At 64.9% G+C, this 15910-nt stretch carries 16 protein-coding genes; 9 read left to right on the forward strand and 7 right to left on the reverse strand.

What is annotated here, in order from left to right; all coding sequences use genetic code 11:
* Positions 1–5: 5 nt before the first annotated feature.
* A complete protein-coding gene (locus AMS67_RS11765) occupies positions 6–359 on the reverse strand; it encodes a DUF7882 family protein (protein WP_053387562.1) in 354 nt (117 codons plus the stop codon).
* A 124-nt stretch (positions 360–483) separates the two neighbouring features.
* Here AMS67_RS11765 and AMS67_RS11770 point away from each other — a divergent pair, with 124 nt between their 5' ends.
* Positions 484–744 (forward strand): hypothetical protein, encoded by a 261-nt coding sequence (locus AMS67_RS11770; protein ID WP_241488066.1) that lies wholly within the window; start codon positions 484–486, stop codon positions 742–744.
* Between the two features lie 3 nt (positions 745–747).
* Positions 748–1227 carry a BLUF domain-containing protein gene (locus tag AMS67_RS11775; RefSeq protein ID WP_075201360.1) on the forward strand — a complete coding sequence of 160 codons (480 nt, stop codon included), beginning with the start codon at positions 748–750 and terminating at the stop codon, positions 1225–1227.
* A 4-nt stretch (positions 1228–1231) separates the two neighbouring features.
* Here AMS67_RS11775 and AMS67_RS11780 read toward each other — a convergent pair whose 3' ends face one another.
* Positions 1232–1786 carry a nucleoside/nucleotide kinase family protein gene (locus AMS67_RS11780; RefSeq protein WP_053387564.1) on the reverse strand — a complete coding sequence of 185 codons (555 nt, stop codon included), beginning with the start codon at positions 1784–1786 and terminating at the stop codon, positions 1232–1234.
* A gap of 215 nt (positions 1787–2001) precedes the next feature.
* Here AMS67_RS11780 and AMS67_RS11785 point away from each other — a divergent pair, with 215 nt between their 5' ends.
* From AMS67_RS11785 to AMS67_RS17380, 3 genes are all read left to right on the forward strand, one after another.
* Entirely contained in the window at positions 2002–2664 is a 663-nt protein-coding gene (locus AMS67_RS11785; RefSeq protein ID WP_156316638.1) for a hypothetical protein, read from the forward strand.
* Between the two features lie 618 nt (positions 2665–3282).
* On the forward strand, positions 3283–3621 hold the full coding sequence (locus AMS67_RS17375; protein WP_156316639.1) for a hypothetical protein: 339 nt from the start codon (positions 3283–3285) through the stop codon (positions 3619–3621).
* Positions 3618–4409, forward strand: a complete 792-nt coding sequence (locus AMS67_RS17380) for a DUF8453 domain-containing protein (protein WP_156316640.1) — start codon at positions 3618–3620, stop codon at positions 4407–4409. Before AMS67_RS17375 ends, AMS67_RS17380 begins: the two co-directional genes overlap by 4 nt.
* Before the next feature lie 436 nt (positions 4410–4845).
* Here the strand turns inward: AMS67_RS17380 and nucS are convergent, their stop codons facing one another.
* Entirely contained in the window at positions 4846–5538 is a 693-nt protein-coding gene (gene nucS / locus AMS67_RS11795) for an endonuclease NucS (RefSeq protein ID WP_053387567.1), read from the reverse strand.
* An 18-nt stretch (positions 5539–5556) separates the two neighbouring features.
* Positions 5557–6903: an MFS transporter gene (locus tag AMS67_RS11800; protein WP_156316641.1), complete on the reverse strand. Its 1347-nt coding sequence runs from the start codon at positions 6901–6903 to the stop codon at positions 5557–5559.
* A gap of 23 nt (positions 6904–6926) precedes the next feature.
* Here AMS67_RS11800 and AMS67_RS11805 point away from each other — a divergent pair, with 23 nt between their 5' ends.
* Positions 6927–8429, forward strand: a complete 1503-nt coding sequence (locus tag AMS67_RS11805; RefSeq protein WP_053387569.1) for an alpha/beta hydrolase — start codon at positions 6927–6929, stop codon at positions 8427–8429.
* A 49-nt stretch (positions 8430–8478) separates the two neighbouring features.
* Here the strand turns inward: AMS67_RS11805 and AMS67_RS11810 are convergent, their stop codons facing one another.
* The gene (locus AMS67_RS11810; protein WP_053387570.1) at positions 8479–9819 is read right to left on the reverse strand and encodes an MATE family efflux transporter; all 1341 of its coding nucleotides are present in this window, start codon (positions 9817–9819) and stop codon (positions 8479–8481) included.
* 148 nt (positions 9820–9967) lie between these two features.
* On the opposite strand from AMS67_RS11810, the gene AMS67_RS11815 reads away from it, so the two are divergent.
* A complete protein-coding gene (locus AMS67_RS11815) occupies positions 9968–11944 on the forward strand; it encodes a M13 family metallopeptidase (protein ID WP_053387571.1) in 1977 nt (658 codons plus the stop codon).
* 3 nt (positions 11945–11947) lie between these two features.
* On the opposite strand, the gene AMS67_RS11820 is transcribed toward AMS67_RS11815, so the two are convergent.
* Together AMS67_RS11820 and AMS67_RS11825 are read right to left on the reverse strand one after the other, a co-directional pair.
* Positions 11948–12841 carry a hypothetical protein gene (locus tag AMS67_RS11820; RefSeq protein ID WP_053387572.1) on the reverse strand — a complete coding sequence of 298 codons (894 nt, stop codon included), beginning with the start codon at positions 12839–12841 and terminating at the stop codon, positions 11948–11950.
* 159 nt (positions 12842–13000) lie between these two features.
* Positions 13001–13936, reverse strand: a complete 936-nt coding sequence (locus AMS67_RS11825; protein ID WP_053387573.1) for a tRNA uridine(34) hydroxylase — start codon at positions 13934–13936, stop codon at positions 13001–13003.
* A 113-nt stretch (positions 13937–14049) separates the two neighbouring features.
* On the opposite strand from AMS67_RS11825, the gene AMS67_RS11830 reads away from it, so the two are divergent.
* Together AMS67_RS11830 and AMS67_RS11835 are read left to right on the forward strand one after the other, a co-directional pair.
* Positions 14050–14886: a MerR family transcriptional regulator gene (locus tag AMS67_RS11830; protein ID WP_053387574.1), complete on the forward strand. Its 837-nt coding sequence runs from the start codon at positions 14050–14052 to the stop codon at positions 14884–14886.
* 85 nt (positions 14887–14971) lie between these two features.
* Complete coding sequence (locus tag AMS67_RS11835; protein WP_053387575.1) at positions 14972–15901, forward strand: hypothetical protein; 930 nt, start codon at positions 14972–14974, stop codon at positions 15899–15901.
* Positions 15902–15910: the final 9 nt, after the last annotated feature.

Genomic DNA, 15910 nt, shown 5'->3' on the forward strand with positions numbered 1-15910 from the left:
TGAACCTACTTCGCTGACCGCAGGTTGCCGGGGTACTTGTCACCCTCGGCATCGGCTGCGGCGAGCGTGCCGTCTTCTTTCATGACGATGAGGCCGGTGGTCGATTCGGCCGACTTGCCCAGAACGAGAAGCCAGTCTTTGTTGATCTCGGGCACGCGGCTGCCCATGAACTTGAACGTCACGGGGATGTCGGGCGAGATCCAGATCGCCGTGCGTCCGTCGCCGCCGTTCACGCTGTCTTTCCATGACATGAGAAACGATTCGCCGCGCATCAGCTTCTGCACGATCACGATCTGCAGGTGTGCAAGCGTGCGGTCCTCGAAGTGGGTGACAAGGCCGTCGTAGCGCAGTGATCCCATGTGTTCTCGGTTCCCCTCAAGGTCAGCGGTCGTGGCATGCAGTGTGTGGTGACCATTTTGCCATGTCCAGAAAGTATGACAGTTTTTGTGTAAAGTGTGGAATCATGGAATCGTTGGCGCGAACGTGACCGACGAGAAGGAGGATCCGATGGACGCAGGTGCGTACGTAGGTGGCCTCGACACTTGGTCGCAGGTGGAAGACGACTTCTTTGTCGGCAGCCGCGATGGCGAGTTTCTCGGATTCGTGGATCGCATCGGCGCCGAACAATATCTCGCCTGTGATCAGTATTCGCGCGAGATCGGCAGCTTCGCGACGCTGTCGGCTGCGATCACCGCGCTTGAAGCGTCACGGTCACTCCCTGACGCACCCGGAAAGGCGGCATAACCCATGACACACTCACCGGTGCAGATGATCGGGTCTGCGGCCCTGCACTCGCTCGTGTACTCGAGCCGCGCGACGAGCGCATTCACCGAAGCTCAGCTCCCCGACCTGCTGGTTCGTGCGCGCGCACACAATGCTGCAGCGGGGGTGACTGGCATGCTGTTGTATCGGCAGGGGCGCTTCATCCAGTTCTTGGAGGGGGCGGAGCGCGATGTGCATGCCCTGTTCTCGGCGATCCACGCGGACCCGCGTCACGAGTCTGTTCGCGTGCTGCTCGACGAACCGATCGAGCAGCGGCAGTTTCAGGATTGGACCATGGGGTACGAGCCGTCAGCGGAGTCTGCGGCGCCCGCACCTGCCGGGTTTCGGGATACGTTCGACGACCTGGAGTCGGCTTCGGATCACTTCGTCACGAGTCGCGCTGCACGCGAGCTCACCCTGTGGTTCCGGGTGCGCTCAGCGCGTGGGCGGCTGACGGCGGCGTAGACCTTCAGGCTTCTCGGGCATGTGACGCCAGCGACTCGAGAGTTGAGAGGCGGCGGTCTGGGGGTCCTGTGATCTCGGCGACTTTCGTGCTCGGGCCGATCAGTTTGGGGTCCCCGAGGAGATCGAGCAGCATGTCATTCATGGTGCCTTGGAGCTCCGGAAACTCCTCGATGCCCGGCGCAATGGGGTCGGACGAGGTAAGCGGAAGCGCGACGAGCAAATCGACATGGTTCAGTGCCTCGCGGGTGAGCTCGGTCGAGCGGATGAGTAGCTGACGCGAAACCGATCCGCCCGCCAATTCATCGATGGACAGCAGATATGCGAGAAAGTCGATAGGTCCGCGCTCGGCGATGAGGTTCTCGGGCCTGTCAACAGGCATGAGTCTGTCGGCCGAAACGCGGAGCTGCGCAGCGAAAGAGACTGAACTCGGGGTATCCCACATCTCGTCGATGAGATCGAACGGGTCGGGCAACACGGTGTACTCCGGGTGGCGAAGCGCGAAATCTGCAATGAGCGTGCTCTTGCCGCTCGCGTGGGTGCCCGAGACGACGATGCGCATATCGTGACCCTACGACATTGAGTGAAGCATCGGCGATTGCGAAACCGCGCGGCGGTCTTGGAACAGCGTGTTAGGTCGTGTGGTGATTATGGGGGGGGGCTGCAGTAGGGATCGTTGGAATAGCGGCATTCTGGGCATAGTTAGTACCGATATTTGGAGCGCCTAAGTGTGGTGGCGCGTGGATGAATGTCGGTAGCACCTTAGATACTCAAAAGATGTTCAACAATCAGCCCTCTCAGCGAACAACGATCTGGATAGCGGTAGCACTCATCCTTGGAGTTGGAACGCTCGCGACTTTAGGCGTCTCTCAAACCTCCGGCTTGCCGATTATTCAAGTGGTAATGATTGGGGTTTTCATGGCCATCGCCTTCGCCACCGTCACAATTGCTGCATTCGGGTTCATCGTCGCAGACACCATTCCTCCGTTGCGTCCACTCGCGGAGAGGTCGGTCTTAGGCAAGCGCATCGCGAGCTACAAGAACTTCGGAGTATCTTCTGCTGCACTTCTCGGAACCGTGTACATCACATGGCTGATCACAAGGTCCTACGAAGCAGGCTTCCACACAGGCAACCGCAACTTCAACTCATTGGCTGCAAGCTTCGAGATTCTCCCATTCCTCCTCGTCTTTGCGGCTTGGGTCCAACTGTTTCTGCTCACATGCGACCTCTTTCGCATTGGGTACAGACGCCGCATGAACGCGATCGACTATGCGACCCGCGCAATCGCCGCCAGAACCGGGACGGATGCCATTTTCCTTCGCGAAATTGGTCGAGCAAGCATGAGTAGCATGTTCTGGATCGCAATCACGTTGATCTTCGCATTGCCCTTGGTCGCGAGCGGGCTATCGGTACTCGTTTTGGCGTCTTTGCCGAAGTAACTGGAACTCGCCCCGTTCCCGGGTTAGCGCGCGGGATTTCCAAGACGCTTGGAATGTCCCAGTTGTGACGGAGTGCGGCCAGCCCCACGCGCTTGACGCATATATGAGACAGCCCCTCAACTTTCCGGGAAACCACGGAGCTGAGGGGCTGTCTCCTGTTAGTGATGAGGTGCTTGGAGGGAGGTGTCGTTCACTTCGACGCGCATCTTCTCCGCGCACCAAACGCTCAAGTTCTTCACGTCGCTCAGCGCGCTGTGCAGCGCTCTGAAATAACAGCCCGAAGTCCCGTATGCGGGAGTCCGTTTGAAAGGCCGGGGACAGGGTGCCTCATCGTTTGTTCGCAGTTCACTCGGCACGAACGCGAATCAGCCAATGCGTGCTGACACGAGGGACATAGCCTTCAGGGGCCAGCCTCGTGCGGTGCGAGTTCAGGCTGCAGATGGGTCGGCAGCCTGAACTTCTGCGGTCATCTCGGCCCATACCTATTGTGTAAAAATATGGATGCAGGTTGTGGGCCACAGGACGCTCCTCATCGGGTCCAACTACCCCATCCAACAGGTGCGCCTTTAGTTGATGCCAGGTCGGGTCAGTGTCCTGGCTATGTGGCACCATGCAGGTATGAGCGAATTGCCGAACGGGTTGTCTGCGGTTGTGGAGCATCTGGCTGGAATAGCTGCGGAATATAGCGATGGTTTGAAGTGGAATGAGGAGCACAAGCTCCTCGCGGACATGATGAACATGCCGGCTCGTTGGATCGGTGTTGATCCAGATCAGTTGCATCGGGCTTGCCTTGAAGCGGGGATGGCGGCAGAGGACGCAATGACTGTGAGTGGGTTCTTGCGTGATCGACGGCTAGGAAAGTGGTTCGAAGTGAGGGGTACTTACCGAGATTTCCATTTCATGCCCGTGGTCCACGGGGTTGAATGGACACGCGAGAGCCTAGGGAGTCGAGAATGATGAACTCGACACATGCACTTGAAAGCGCTTGGTGGCGCTGGAGTTGGGCTCCAACGGATGGGGAGTGGCAAGCACTCTGGGCTTTTTGTACGTTGTTGGCGGCAATTATTGCGGCTGGGATCGCACTCAGACAGCTAACCGCTATGTGGCAGGCCAATGCGGCCGCAGCCGATGCCAGCCGGCAGGCGTCTGACGCTAGCCGTGCAACGATGCGGCCATATTTGGACGTGAGTTTTGAGTTCCTGCCGTCCGTCCCTAAGGATCCAGATTCGACGCCGAGAACCGGATTCACCCTCGTTGTGATTGAGAACCGTGGCCAATCAGTAGCAAAGGGCGTGCGGCTCAAGTCGTCACCGGAGTTTGAGTCAAGCGGTGTTGGTCGGCAGGGCGACAAGGACAGGGCGCTCGAATGGATTCGCGAGAAGTTTTCTGGCGAATATGTATTCCAGCAAATTCCCCCGGGCAAGAAGTTTGCCTATGTCCTCGACCTCACGAAAGAGCAGATGGACCCCGATCGGGGCTTGCCGCAGCGATATGAAGTTCAGGCAAACTACTCCGACATGGAGGAGTCAGAGGAGTACCGCGAGATCCACGTTCTTGATGCGGAACCATGGCACTTGTCTCGCGTGGAGGCTGATCCACTTGCGGTTATCGCTCGGCAACTGCGGACTATGAACTCGTATGAGAAGAAGGCTCAGAAATCCCGTGAAAAGCTATTGGGTGCAGTTGAGCAGATTGGTGATAACGGTAATCCTGGTGAGCGCGACACCGTCAGCGCTATGCGTTGAAGGATGGGTCAGCGAGTTCCGCAATCACATCTGCCTGAGGCGGTATTGACGACGTTTCCTCAGCCATTACCTGACTCCTTCTGCTCGATTGAACCCGTGTGGGAAAAGAAACCCCGGAGAGGTATCTTGGCAAACCCCGGAGGCCTTTCGATTTCGCCGGGGAGAGGGACTTGTCGTTCATCTCATCTGGGCCAATGCGGGTTACACATAGGCGAGTCCGCGTCCGAATTGGTCTCGGCGTGTGCGTAGCTTCTGGACGTCATTGACGAGTCCTGCGAATGTTGGGTTCTCTTGAATGAATGAGTGTCACGTTTCACGCTCAGCTGTTGTTAACGGCTGCGAGGGAGAGCGCATTCGGTCGCGGCTATCTTCGCTGAACGCCCTGCGGGCTCCTCGCGGACTAAAGCCGCCACATCGCTGTAATCAAACGGGTTCCTCAGAACAGCGTGTTCTGATCCTCCATGCCGCGCATCGCGTCGTAGTCGAGCACGAGGCAGCGAATGCCGCGATCCTCGGCGAGGGTGCGCGCCTGCGGCTTGATCTCTTGCGCGGCGAAGACGCCCGTGACGGGTGCGAGCTTCGGGTCGCGGTTCATGAGTTCGAGGTAGCGGGTGAGCTGTTCGACGCCGTCGATGCCGCCGCGGCGCTTGATTTCGATGGCCACTGATCCACCATTCTCGTCTTTCGCGAGAATGTCGACCGGGCCGATCGCGGTCATGTATTCGCGACGCACGAGGGTGTGGCCCTCGCCGGCGAGTTCGATCTGGTCGGCGAGCAGCTCTTGCAGGTGCGCTTCGACGCCGTCCTTGATGAGGCCTGGGTCGATGCCGAGATCGTGCGAGCTGTCATGGAAGATTTCGAAGAGCGAGACGATGAGGCGATCCGCGGTCTTCTTGTGCGTGACCTCCCACGCTTCGACGATGCCGGCGCTCGTCTGATCGTCGTCGAGTTCGAGCGATGCGAGTGTGCACGGCGGGCTCATCCAGTTGAGCGGCTTGTATGAGCCGCCGTCGGAGTGCACCAAGATGCTGCCGTCGTTCTTGAGCATGAGCACGCGCTTTGCACGCGGCAGGTGCGCCGACAGGCGCCCCGCATAGTCAACGGAGCAGTCTGCAACAACGATTCGCACCCGCAGAAGTTTACCGGCTTACGACGCCCGCGACGACTCCCGCATCGGAGCGCGTTCGCGTGCCGCCCGAGCGAAGACGAACGCGAAGAGCGCGAAGAACGCGAGCGGCCAGAAGGCGCGCAGCAGGCCGACGTGCTCGCCGAAGAAACCGATCGACATGGGGCCGAGCAGAAACGCGGTGTAGGCGATGGCCGAGACCGCGGCGACGTCGCGCGTCGCGGTCGCAGGGTTGTCGGCGGCGGCCGAGATGCCGATCGGAAACCCGAAAGCGCACCCGACTCCCCACAGCACCGACCCGACGACGCTCGCCCAGGTCAGCGGCACCAGCGTCACCAGTGCGAGGCCGGCGAGCACGAGCACCGCACCGCCGCGCAGCACGGCGACCCGACCGAAGCGCGTCAGCAGCACCGACCCCGCGATGCGGGTCAGCGTCATCGACACGAAGAAGACGCCGAGCGTGAGTGCCGCGGCCTCATTCGTGAACCCGCGGCCGTCGACCAGCGCGAGCGGCAGCCAGTCGCTGGCAGTGCCCTCGGCAAGCGCCATCGACATCGCGATGAGGCCGACGACGACGATCCGCGGGTCGCGCCACGGGCTGTACGGTCGCCGCGCGACCGGCACATTGCCGGTGGTGGTCGGAATCGGGATCGGGCCCGTGTGCACGTTGCGCAGGCTGTCGGCCTCGGGCTCGTCATGATTGCCCGGCGGAAGGTTGGGCAGCGTAAAGATCGCGGCGACCAGGATCAGCGCGTAGACCGTGCCGAGGTGCACGGGCACGGCGAGCTGCGCCGACTCCGCCAACGCCGAAACGCCCATCGCACTCACGCTTCCCAGGCTGTAAGCCGCGTGCATCAGTGGCATGCGCGGTTTGCCGATCGCGCGCTCGGCCCCGGCGCCGCTGACGTTCATTGCGACGTCGGAGGTGCCGAACATGAGCCCGTAGATCACCAGGAACACGACGGCCGCGACGGGCGCATCGAACCAGAACAGGGTCGCGGCGGTCGGAAGCGAGACGGCCTGACCGGTGATGCCGATCGCGAGGGCTTTGCGCGGGCCGAGCCACGACACCGTGCGGCCCGAAAACACGAGCCCGGTGAGTGAACCAAGCGCGAGCGCGAGCCCGAACCAGCTCATCTCGAGCGTGCTCGCGCCGAGATGGTCGCGCAGTGCGGGGAGCCGGCCGAGCCAGCTGCCGAAGCCGAATCCGAGTAGCGCGAAGATGATGATGACGCCGGTGTTCCACTGCGCCGCGAAGCGGGAGGATGACGTGCGAGTCACGGAGCTCCTATGGACCAAATGCCTGAACGATGTGCTCAGCGTAGCAACCACCTGAGTGTCTGCCGGGTTAGGGTGGACGCAGTCCATCGGAGTGTCGGCGAGGAGTCGCAATGGTCGCGTGGGGCAGAGGCGCAATCGTCGCCGTGATCGGTGTTGCGCTCGCGATGAGCGGGTGCAGCCCGCAACCAGATACCTCTGAGAGCGCGTTGCAGGCCGAGCGCTTTCCTGCCGCGTACGCGCAGTCGATCGACTGGGGCGAGTGCGGTGCCGATCACGGCCTCACGCCCGCGTACGCAGACGCCCTGCGCGACGGCGGCGCCGACACCGATGCGTTTCGATGCGCGGTGGTGCAGGCGCCGCTCGACTGGAACGCACCGCGCAATCACGAGACGGTCGACCTGGCGATCTCGCTCATCCCCGCGACCGGCGCCGAGCCGCGTGGCACGCTGCTGGGCAACCCCGGTGGGCCGGGCGGCAGCGGCCTCGATTTCGCATTCGACATGACGATCGCTCCGGGCTTCGCTGACGTGCGCGAGCAGTACGATCTGTTGGGGTTCGACCCTCGCGGCATCGGCCGCAGCACCCCCGTTATCTGCGATGAGGTGTCTGGAATCATGTCGGTCGAGCTTGCGGAGTGCGCAGAACAGCAACCGCTGGCGCACTCGATGGGCACGTCTCAGGTGGCTCGCGACATGGAGCTGCTGCGTACGCTCGTCGCGGCGGATCACCTCGACTACTTCGGCTACTCGTACGGCACGATGCTCGGCGCGACGTATGCGACCCTGTTCCCGGAACGCGTCGGGCGCATGCTGCTCGACAGCGCTTCGGCAGCGGACTGGGCGAGCCTCAGAGGAGACTTCGAACAGAGCGCCGCGATTTCACGCTCACTCGTCGAACTCGCGACCTCATGCGGCACCGCCTACGAGGTCGAGGTCTGCCCATTCGCTGATGAGGCGTCACTCATTAGGGTGCTCGACGATCTCGACCGATCGCCATGGAAATCGAGTGATGGCGCATCAATCGACCGCAACACGCTGCTCGGGTACCTCACCTCGGCGCTGTACCAGCGCACGGCGGGGCGAGAGATCGCCCTCGAAACGGTGGCGCTCGCGGCGTTCGGCGACCAGAATGCGATCGACGGCATCGCTGAGGAGATGGCCTCGGGCGGCGCAAACGTCGGCCTGGCCGGCACGTTCGTGCGCTGCCACTCGTTCCCCGCCGACCCCGACATCGTCGGCACGATCGCCGAAATTGAGCGCGCCGGATTGCCGCGCCTGAACGGCGGGCCCGAGATCACTGACGAGACGCTCGAACCGTTTCTCGATCTCTCTTGTTTCGCGCTCGCAGAGAGCGGAGACGACATCACCGATGCCTTCTCCGGTTCCCCTGACGCGTCGATTCTGGTGATCGGCATCACCGGTGACCATGCGACGCCGTATGCCGGGGCCGAGGAGATGGTGCGCCAGCTCGGAAACGCGCGGCTGCTGACCTTGGACGGCAACGGCCACGCTGCTTCGTATACCGGGCGCTCGCAGTGCATTGATGCTGCGGCGACGGCCTACCTGCTCGACGGCGCGCTGCCGGATCGCGGCACCGACTGCACCGACGACTGACCCGGGCGGATGCCGCTCGAGTCGCGTTGCCGTCGAAGCGCTCGCGCATTCAGACGCCGAGGCGCACCCAGCGATCGCCGCGGGCGCGAATGCCGAGCGTGAGCGCTCGGGCGCCCATGAACACGACGGCGAACCCGATCGTGAGTGCAATCAGCGCGGGGGTGCCGGAGGGCACAAGCACCGTGAGTGCCCAGAGGATGGGGAGGTAGGTCGCGAGGTTCACCAGGCTCGTCCACGCCAGATACCGGGCGTCGCCCGCGCCCATGAGCACGCCGTCGAGCACGAAGACGTAGCCCCCGAGCGGCAGAGACACCCCCAGAACGAGCATCGCCGCCGGCAGTATGGCGATCACCGACGGGTCGTCGGTGAAAACGCGACCGATCACGGGGCTCGATAGTGCGAGCACTCCGCCGATGACGACGCCGCAACCCACTCCCCAGAACATGATGCGCCGCACCACCGCTCGCGCCCGAGAAGCGTTGCTCGCACCGAGGGCGTCGCCCACGAGGGCTTGCGCGGCGATCGCGAGCGCGTCGAGGGCGAACGCCGCCGTCGAGAAGATGGTGAAGACGATCTGATAGCCGGCTGTTGCGACGGTGCCATGGCTCGTCGCGGCGAAGACCGTCGCCAGGGTCGCCGCGCGCAGCCCGACGGTGCGTATGAAGAGCCAGCCGCCGCTGCGCCCGGCATGCGACAGCCCGTCGCGATGCGGCAGCAGGCTCGCGCCCGCGCGGCGCGCGTGGCCCGCGATCACCCAGAGGTAGACCACGACCATCGACCACTGCGCGACGACGGTGCCCCATGCGCTGCCGGCGATGCCGAGCCCCAAGCCGTAGATGAACCACCAGTTGAGCAGTGCGTTTACGGTGAACCCGATTGCCGCGACAGCGAGCGGGGTGCGGGTATCTTGCAGGCCGCGCAGCAGGCCGCTCGCGGCGAAGACGACGAGCATCGCCGGAATGCCGAGGCACGAAACGGTGAGATAGGCGAGTGCCTGCTCGGCGGTGCCGGTCGCCGTGCCGAACGCGATGACGATCGGGCGACTGGCGACCCAGAGCGCGCCGCCGACCACGAGGCCGATGCCGAGCGCGAGCCAGAGGCCGTCGATGCCGGCTTGCACGGCGCCGCGCAGGTCGCCTGCCCCGCGTCGGCGTGCCACCAGGGGAGTCGTCGCATAGGCGAGGAAGACCATCAGGCCCACTGCCGTCTGCAGCACGGCACCCGCGACGGCGAGGCCGGCGAGTGGCTCGGCGCCGAGGTGCCCGATCAATGCCGAATCCACGATGAGAAACAACGGCTCCGCGATGAGCGCGCCGAGCGCCGGAACCGCGAGGTGCGCGATGCTCCGGTCAATGCGACGGCGGTCGTCGCGCGCGGCTGTGGTGGGCATGGATCAACGGTATCGTCGGCCACCGACATCGTGGGGTCGGTGCCGCGCGCCGGTCGATCCCGCACTCTCTGTGGCGTGATCGTCGCCCGTCGATCGCGCTCCGCGAAACACTCTGCCCGTTGTCTGAGGCCCCCAGTAGGGTGGTCGCATGAGCACTGCAGCGACGGCCTCCGGCATCGACCTCACTGAACTCGACCCTGCGGTGCGGCCGCAAGACGACCTGTATCGACACGTGAACGGCAGCTGGATCTCGCGCACCGAGATTCCCGGCGACAAGGCGCGATACGGGTCGTTCGCGGTGCTGGCAGAGAACGCCGAAGAGGCGGTGCGCGACATCATCACCGGTACCGATTCGCCCGCACCCGGGGCTCCGGCTGACACGGAGGCCGACAAGGTCGCCGCGCTGTACGCGAGCTTCATGGACACCGACCGGGTCGACGCGCTCGGCGCTCAGCCGATCGCCGACGACATCGCGCGGGCGCAGTCGGTCGCGTCGATCGACGAACTGCTGACCGCGGTCGCCGACTTTGAGCGGCAGGGCCTCGGCGGCTTCTACGGCATGTACATCGACAACGATCCGGGTGATCCCGAGCGCTACATCGTGTTCGTGATGCAGGGCGGTCTCGGTCTTCCCGACGAGTCGTACTACCGAGAAGAGCAGTTCGCGTCGATTCGTGAGCAGTACCAGGCCCACATCGCGCGCATGCTGGGGCTCGCCGGCGTCGAGCAGGCGGATCGTCTGGCCGAGCTCGCCTATGGGCTCGAGCGCCGCATCGCCGCGAGCCACTGGGACAAGGTGGCGAGCCGCGATATCCAGAAGCTCTACAACCTGCGCACCTTCGCGCAGCTGCAAGAGCTGACTCCCCAATTCGATTGGCCGGCGTATCTCGGAGCACTCGGGGCCCCCGAATCCGCCTTCGCCGAGGTGGTCGCAGCGCAGCCTGACGCCATCTCGGGTCTCGCCGAGTTGCTGGTCGAGCCCGAACTTGAGGCGTGGCGGGCCTGGCTGGTCTGGAGCATCGTGCGCGCCTCCGCGTCGGTGCTCTCGCAAGAGTTTTCACGAGCAAACTTCGATTTCTACGGCACGTCCCTCACTGGGGCCCCCGAGCAGCGCGACCGCTGGCGTCGTGGCGTGTCGTTCGTCGAGGGCGCCATGGGTGAAGCGGTGGGGCGCCTCTACGTCGAGGGCCACTTCGATGAGCGCGCCAAGGCCGCAATGGACGGGCTCGTCGAGCACCTCATCGAGGCCTACCGAGACTCCATCGAGCGCCTCGAATGGATGGGGGCTGAGACCCGTCAGCGCGCACTCGACAAGCTCGACCGGTTCACTCCCAAGATCGGCTACCCCGTCAAGTGGCGCGACTATGCCGCGCTGGCGGTTGACGCCGGTGACCTGCTCGGCAACTCACGACGCGTCGCCGAGTTCGAGTTCGCGCGCGAGATCGGCAAGCTCGGCAAGCCCATCGACCGCGATGAGTGGTTCATGACGCCGCAGACGGTCAACGCGTACTACAACCCCGGGTTCAACGAGATCGTCTTCCCCGCTGCGATCCTGCAGCCGCCGTTCTTCGACGTGACGTGGGACGCGGCCACCAACTTCGGCGCAATCGGCGCGGTGATCGGCCATGAGATCGGGCACGGCTTCGACGATCAGGGCTCCCGCTACGACGGCGATGGCCGTTTGACCGATTGGTGGACGGAGGCGGATCGAGCAGCCTTCGAACAGCTCACCGGTGCGCTCATCGGCCAGTACAACGCGCTGTCGCCGGAGGGTGCCGAAGGCCAGACGGTCAACGGCGAGCTCACCATCGGTGAGAACATCGGCGACCTCTCCGGTCTCGAGATCGCGTGGAAGGCGTACCTCCGCTCGCTGAACGGCGCGGAGTCACCCGTGATCGACGGGCTCACCGGTGCCCAGCGATTCTTCCTCGCGTGGGCGCAGGCCTGGCAGCAGAAGTCGCGCCCCGAAGAGACGGTGCGCTTGCTCACGATCGATCCGCACTCGCCCAACGAGTTCCGCTGCAATCAGATCGTGCGCAACCTGGCCCCGTTCCACGAGGCGTTCGACACGAAGCCCGGTGACGGGCTCTGGCTCGACCCGGCTGAGCGCGTTTCGATCTGGTAGGCGTTACTGCTGTCGCGGCGGCAGCGAGGTGATATCGATCACCCCGTTCGCCGCGGCGGGGGTCAGCGCTGCGGCGCCCGTGGTTTCCCGGGCGTTGTCGGCCACCGACTCGAAGGCGACCGGCGCGGGCGGGGCGAGCCGCCCGCGCACCGGTTCGAGGTCGCTCGGAAGCGTGAACGGAGCGGGTCCGAACGCATCGCGAGCCGCGCGCACCACGCGCCGCGCGAGCAAATGGTTGCCCGTGCCACCGACGACGGCACCGATGCCGAACGGCAGCACTTTGCCGATCACCGAGGCCCCGCCGACGCCGGCGAGTCGGTGGAAGAACGAAGTTTTCAGCCGATCGAGCAGCGGCCCCACCGCATAGCGGGGCAGCGCAGAGGTGAGCATCTTGCCCCAGTAGTCGCGGCGTGATCCGCCGCCACCGACCGCCTGCATCGTAACCTGGCGCACGAGGTCGGCGCCCTCCTGCCCGAGCATCAGGGCGAGTACGAGCGCGCGGGTGCGCTCGCGGTCAGTGGTCGTAACGCCGTGCACCTCAGCGACCGAGTGCGCGAAGAGTGCTGTGGCTTCGACGAAGCCGATCGTCTCGGCGCTCGCCAGCCCGAGCGCGATACCGGTGCCGACCGACGGAATGACCGCGGCGGCTCCGACACCGGCCCCGCCGGCCGTGACAGTGGCGAGATAGCGCACCTCGAGCACACGCACGATCTGGTCAGGCGTCGCCTGCGGGTACTTCTTGCGAATGCGGCGCAGGTGCGCCAGCACCGGTGGGCGTTGCACGGCAAGCAGGCGATCGATCGAGCGCTCGACGATGGGTCGGGGTTCGCCCTCCGAAGCCTTGCGAGGCTGCGTGAAGCGCGCGATTACGCGCTCGCGGCGCGACGGAGTGGTCATGCCGCACAGCGTAGAGCACGGCCCTGCAGATCAGGGGCATGTGCTCCGCGGCCGATGCCCGTGCGAGCGGGGTCACTTTCGGAGGGTGCGGCATGCGCGACACCCTCCGAAAGTGACCCCGCTCCCATGAAATGAGCGCGCCGTCGGCCGCCCCGAGCGCTACGCCGCGGCGTGCTCCCTGCACGGGGCGCCGGTGTGCTCGGCGCACACGACGAAGCGGTGCTTGCATGCGGGTTTCGCACAATTGACTACGGTGTTCGAGGGCGAATCGCACACGCGGCAGCGCCCGATGACGGCAGCGCCGGGTGCGAAGTCGAGCGATTCGCGCCCGTCGAAGACGGCGAGCGATCCCTCCCACAGCCCGTCGTTGCCGAACGCCTCCCCGTACTTCACGATGCCGCCGTCGACTTGATAGACCTCACCGAAGCCGCGTTCGCGCATGGCGGCCGAAAGGATCTCGCATCGAATGCCTCCGGTGCAGTAGGTGACCACGGGCCGGCCTTTGAGGTCGTCGTAGTCACCGGCATCGATCTGCGCGATGAAGTCGTGGGTGGTGCGCACGTCGGGTACGACGGCGCCGCGGAAGCGCCCGATCTCGGCCTCCCATGCGTTGCGTCCATCGAAGAAGACCACATCGTCGCCGCGGTCGGCGACGAGTTCGTTGACCTGCTGCGGCGAGAGGTGCTGCCCGCCGCCGACCACGCCATCGGCGTCGACCCGCGTCTCGGCAGGGATGCCGAAGGCGACGAGTTCGTCGCGCACCTTCACGCTGAGCTTTGGAAAGTCGGTGATGCGCTTCCAGCGCGGCGCGCGATCGACGCCGTGGAGCCGCTCTTCGGGGGCGTCGACCAGGGCGGTGCCTTCGCTCCACTTGACTTCGAGGCCGGCGAACGGCCCGAACTCGCGAGTGCGGCGCGCGTATTGCTTGCACGCGTCGAGCTCGCCCCCAACGGTGCCGTTGATGCCGTGCGCGGAGATGATGATGCGCCCGCGCAGCCCCAGAGATTCGCAGAGCTGCTGCTGCCAGAGGCGTACGGCTTCGGGGTCTGCGATCGGTGCGAAGACGTAGTACAGCAGAATCTTGGGCTCGCTCACCCGACAATCGTACGCGTCGGCGAGAGCAGTGGGAGCCGTGGGGCATCGCTGCGCTCGCGACTTGACATTGACGCGACGTCAACATCTACCGTTGCACGTGAACGGAGACGAACATGACCGACACCACCCCGCTGCGCAGCGTGCAGCAGGTCGCCCGAGCCTCGGGCACCACCTCGCGCACCCTGCGCCACTACGACCGCATCGGCCTGCTGCCGCCGACCGAGTTCGGCGCGAACGGCTACCGCTATTACGACGACCGCGCGCTGGTGCGCCTGCAGCGCATCCTGCTTCTGCGTGAGCTAGGCCTGGGGCTCGAGGCGATCGCGCGCGTACTCGCCATGCAAGACGAGCAGGCGCGCGGTCACCCGGCGCCGACTGCCGAGGCCGAGATTTTGCAGACGCACCTCGCGATCCTGCACCGCGAACGCGACCGGCTGCAGGCCCAGATCGGCGCCGTCGAACGCACCATTACGGCGCTTCGGCGACCACACGTAGACCCCACCAACCCCACCACAGGAGACCTCATGACCCACCGCATGTTCGACGGATTCGACCACTCGCAGCACCGTGAGGAGGTGGAGCAGCGCTGGGGCGCCGACGCATACGCTGCCGGGGATCGCTGGTGGAGCGGTCTGGGCGATGACGAGCGCTCGAACTGGCAGGAGCGCTCGGCCCAACTGGCTGTGGCCTGGACGGCGGCGGCGGATCGCGGAACCGACCCGACGTCAGGGGAAGCGCAGGAGCTCGCCGCACGCCACATCGCCTGGCTGCGCAGCATTCCGGGCACACCGGCGGCCGATCCGAACGGCGACGTCTCCGGCTACATCCGCGGGCTCGCGGAACTCTACGTCGCCGACGACCGCTTCGCGGCGAACTATGGCGGGATGCAGGGAGCCGCGTTCGTGCGCGACGCGCTGCTGCACGCGGTCGATGCGGCCGAGAGTGCCTAGCGCGACGAGCGCGGTGACGCGGATGCCGAGACGCCTCACCTCGACTAAATTGGGGTGCGAGGGAAATCGCAACATCGGGGGAACCATGCGCACCGCTGCCAAGAACGTTGGAATCATCGCCGTGAGCCTCGCGCTCATGACGGGAGTCGGAGGGTGCTCGGCGCTGCTTCCCTCGATCCTGGGCAACAACGCGGCCTCGGATGCGGCACCGAGCCCGTCTGAGAACGCGGCGAACGGGCAAGATCTCGACGGCGCGTGCACCATCGTGTGGGAAGAATGGGGCTACGCGCTCGAGCCGTGGCGGGTGATCGAGGCGCGTGAGGGGCACCGCGACTTTGAGCAAGATCGCAGCGAGCAACTGGCGATGATCACGTCGTTGCAGGGCATCGCGGATCGCGTCGAGGTGCCCGAACTGCGGCAGGCACTCGACGCGACGATCGCCGCGCACCAGGCGTACGCCGACCAGGTCTGGTCGGGGCTTGAAGCGATCCCTGTCGGGACGCCCGTCGACCCGAATGACCTCGAGAGCCCGCACGCGATCCTGGGCAAGCTGACTGCCGGCCTCGAAACCGACATGGCCGCGGCCGACGAGCAGCGCTACGACCTCTGCGGTCCGATGCAGAGCGACCAGCCCGCCAGTGAGGTCTGCAACCTCATCAACTTCGACTGGGTTGACGCGGGGCTTGCGTTCAACGAAGCGACAAAAGTGGTGGGCGAGGGCGACGTCAGCGAGGGTACGGAACAGGCGAAGGCGGCGATAGAACGCATGCGAACGGTACTCGTGCAGGTCGATGCCGGGGAAGCGTATGACGAACTCGGGGCCATGTACGACCTGTATATGGACTTCACCGACGACCACCTGGCCACCGCGTTGACTGTCGATCAGGCGAGCGAACTCAATGATGACGAGTTGAACGCCTACATCGACGATGCCGACGCAGCGTTCGAGGAGTGGGACGCAGCGCTGCAGGTGCACGAGGCGAATCTCAAGACGTACTGCGACACCGCCGACTGACGCGGTCCG

It is taken from the genome of Leucobacter japonicus (assembly GCF_001273855.1).
Classification (GTDB): Bacteria; Actinomycetota; Actinomycetes; order Actinomycetales; family Microbacteriaceae; genus Leucobacter; species Leucobacter japonicus.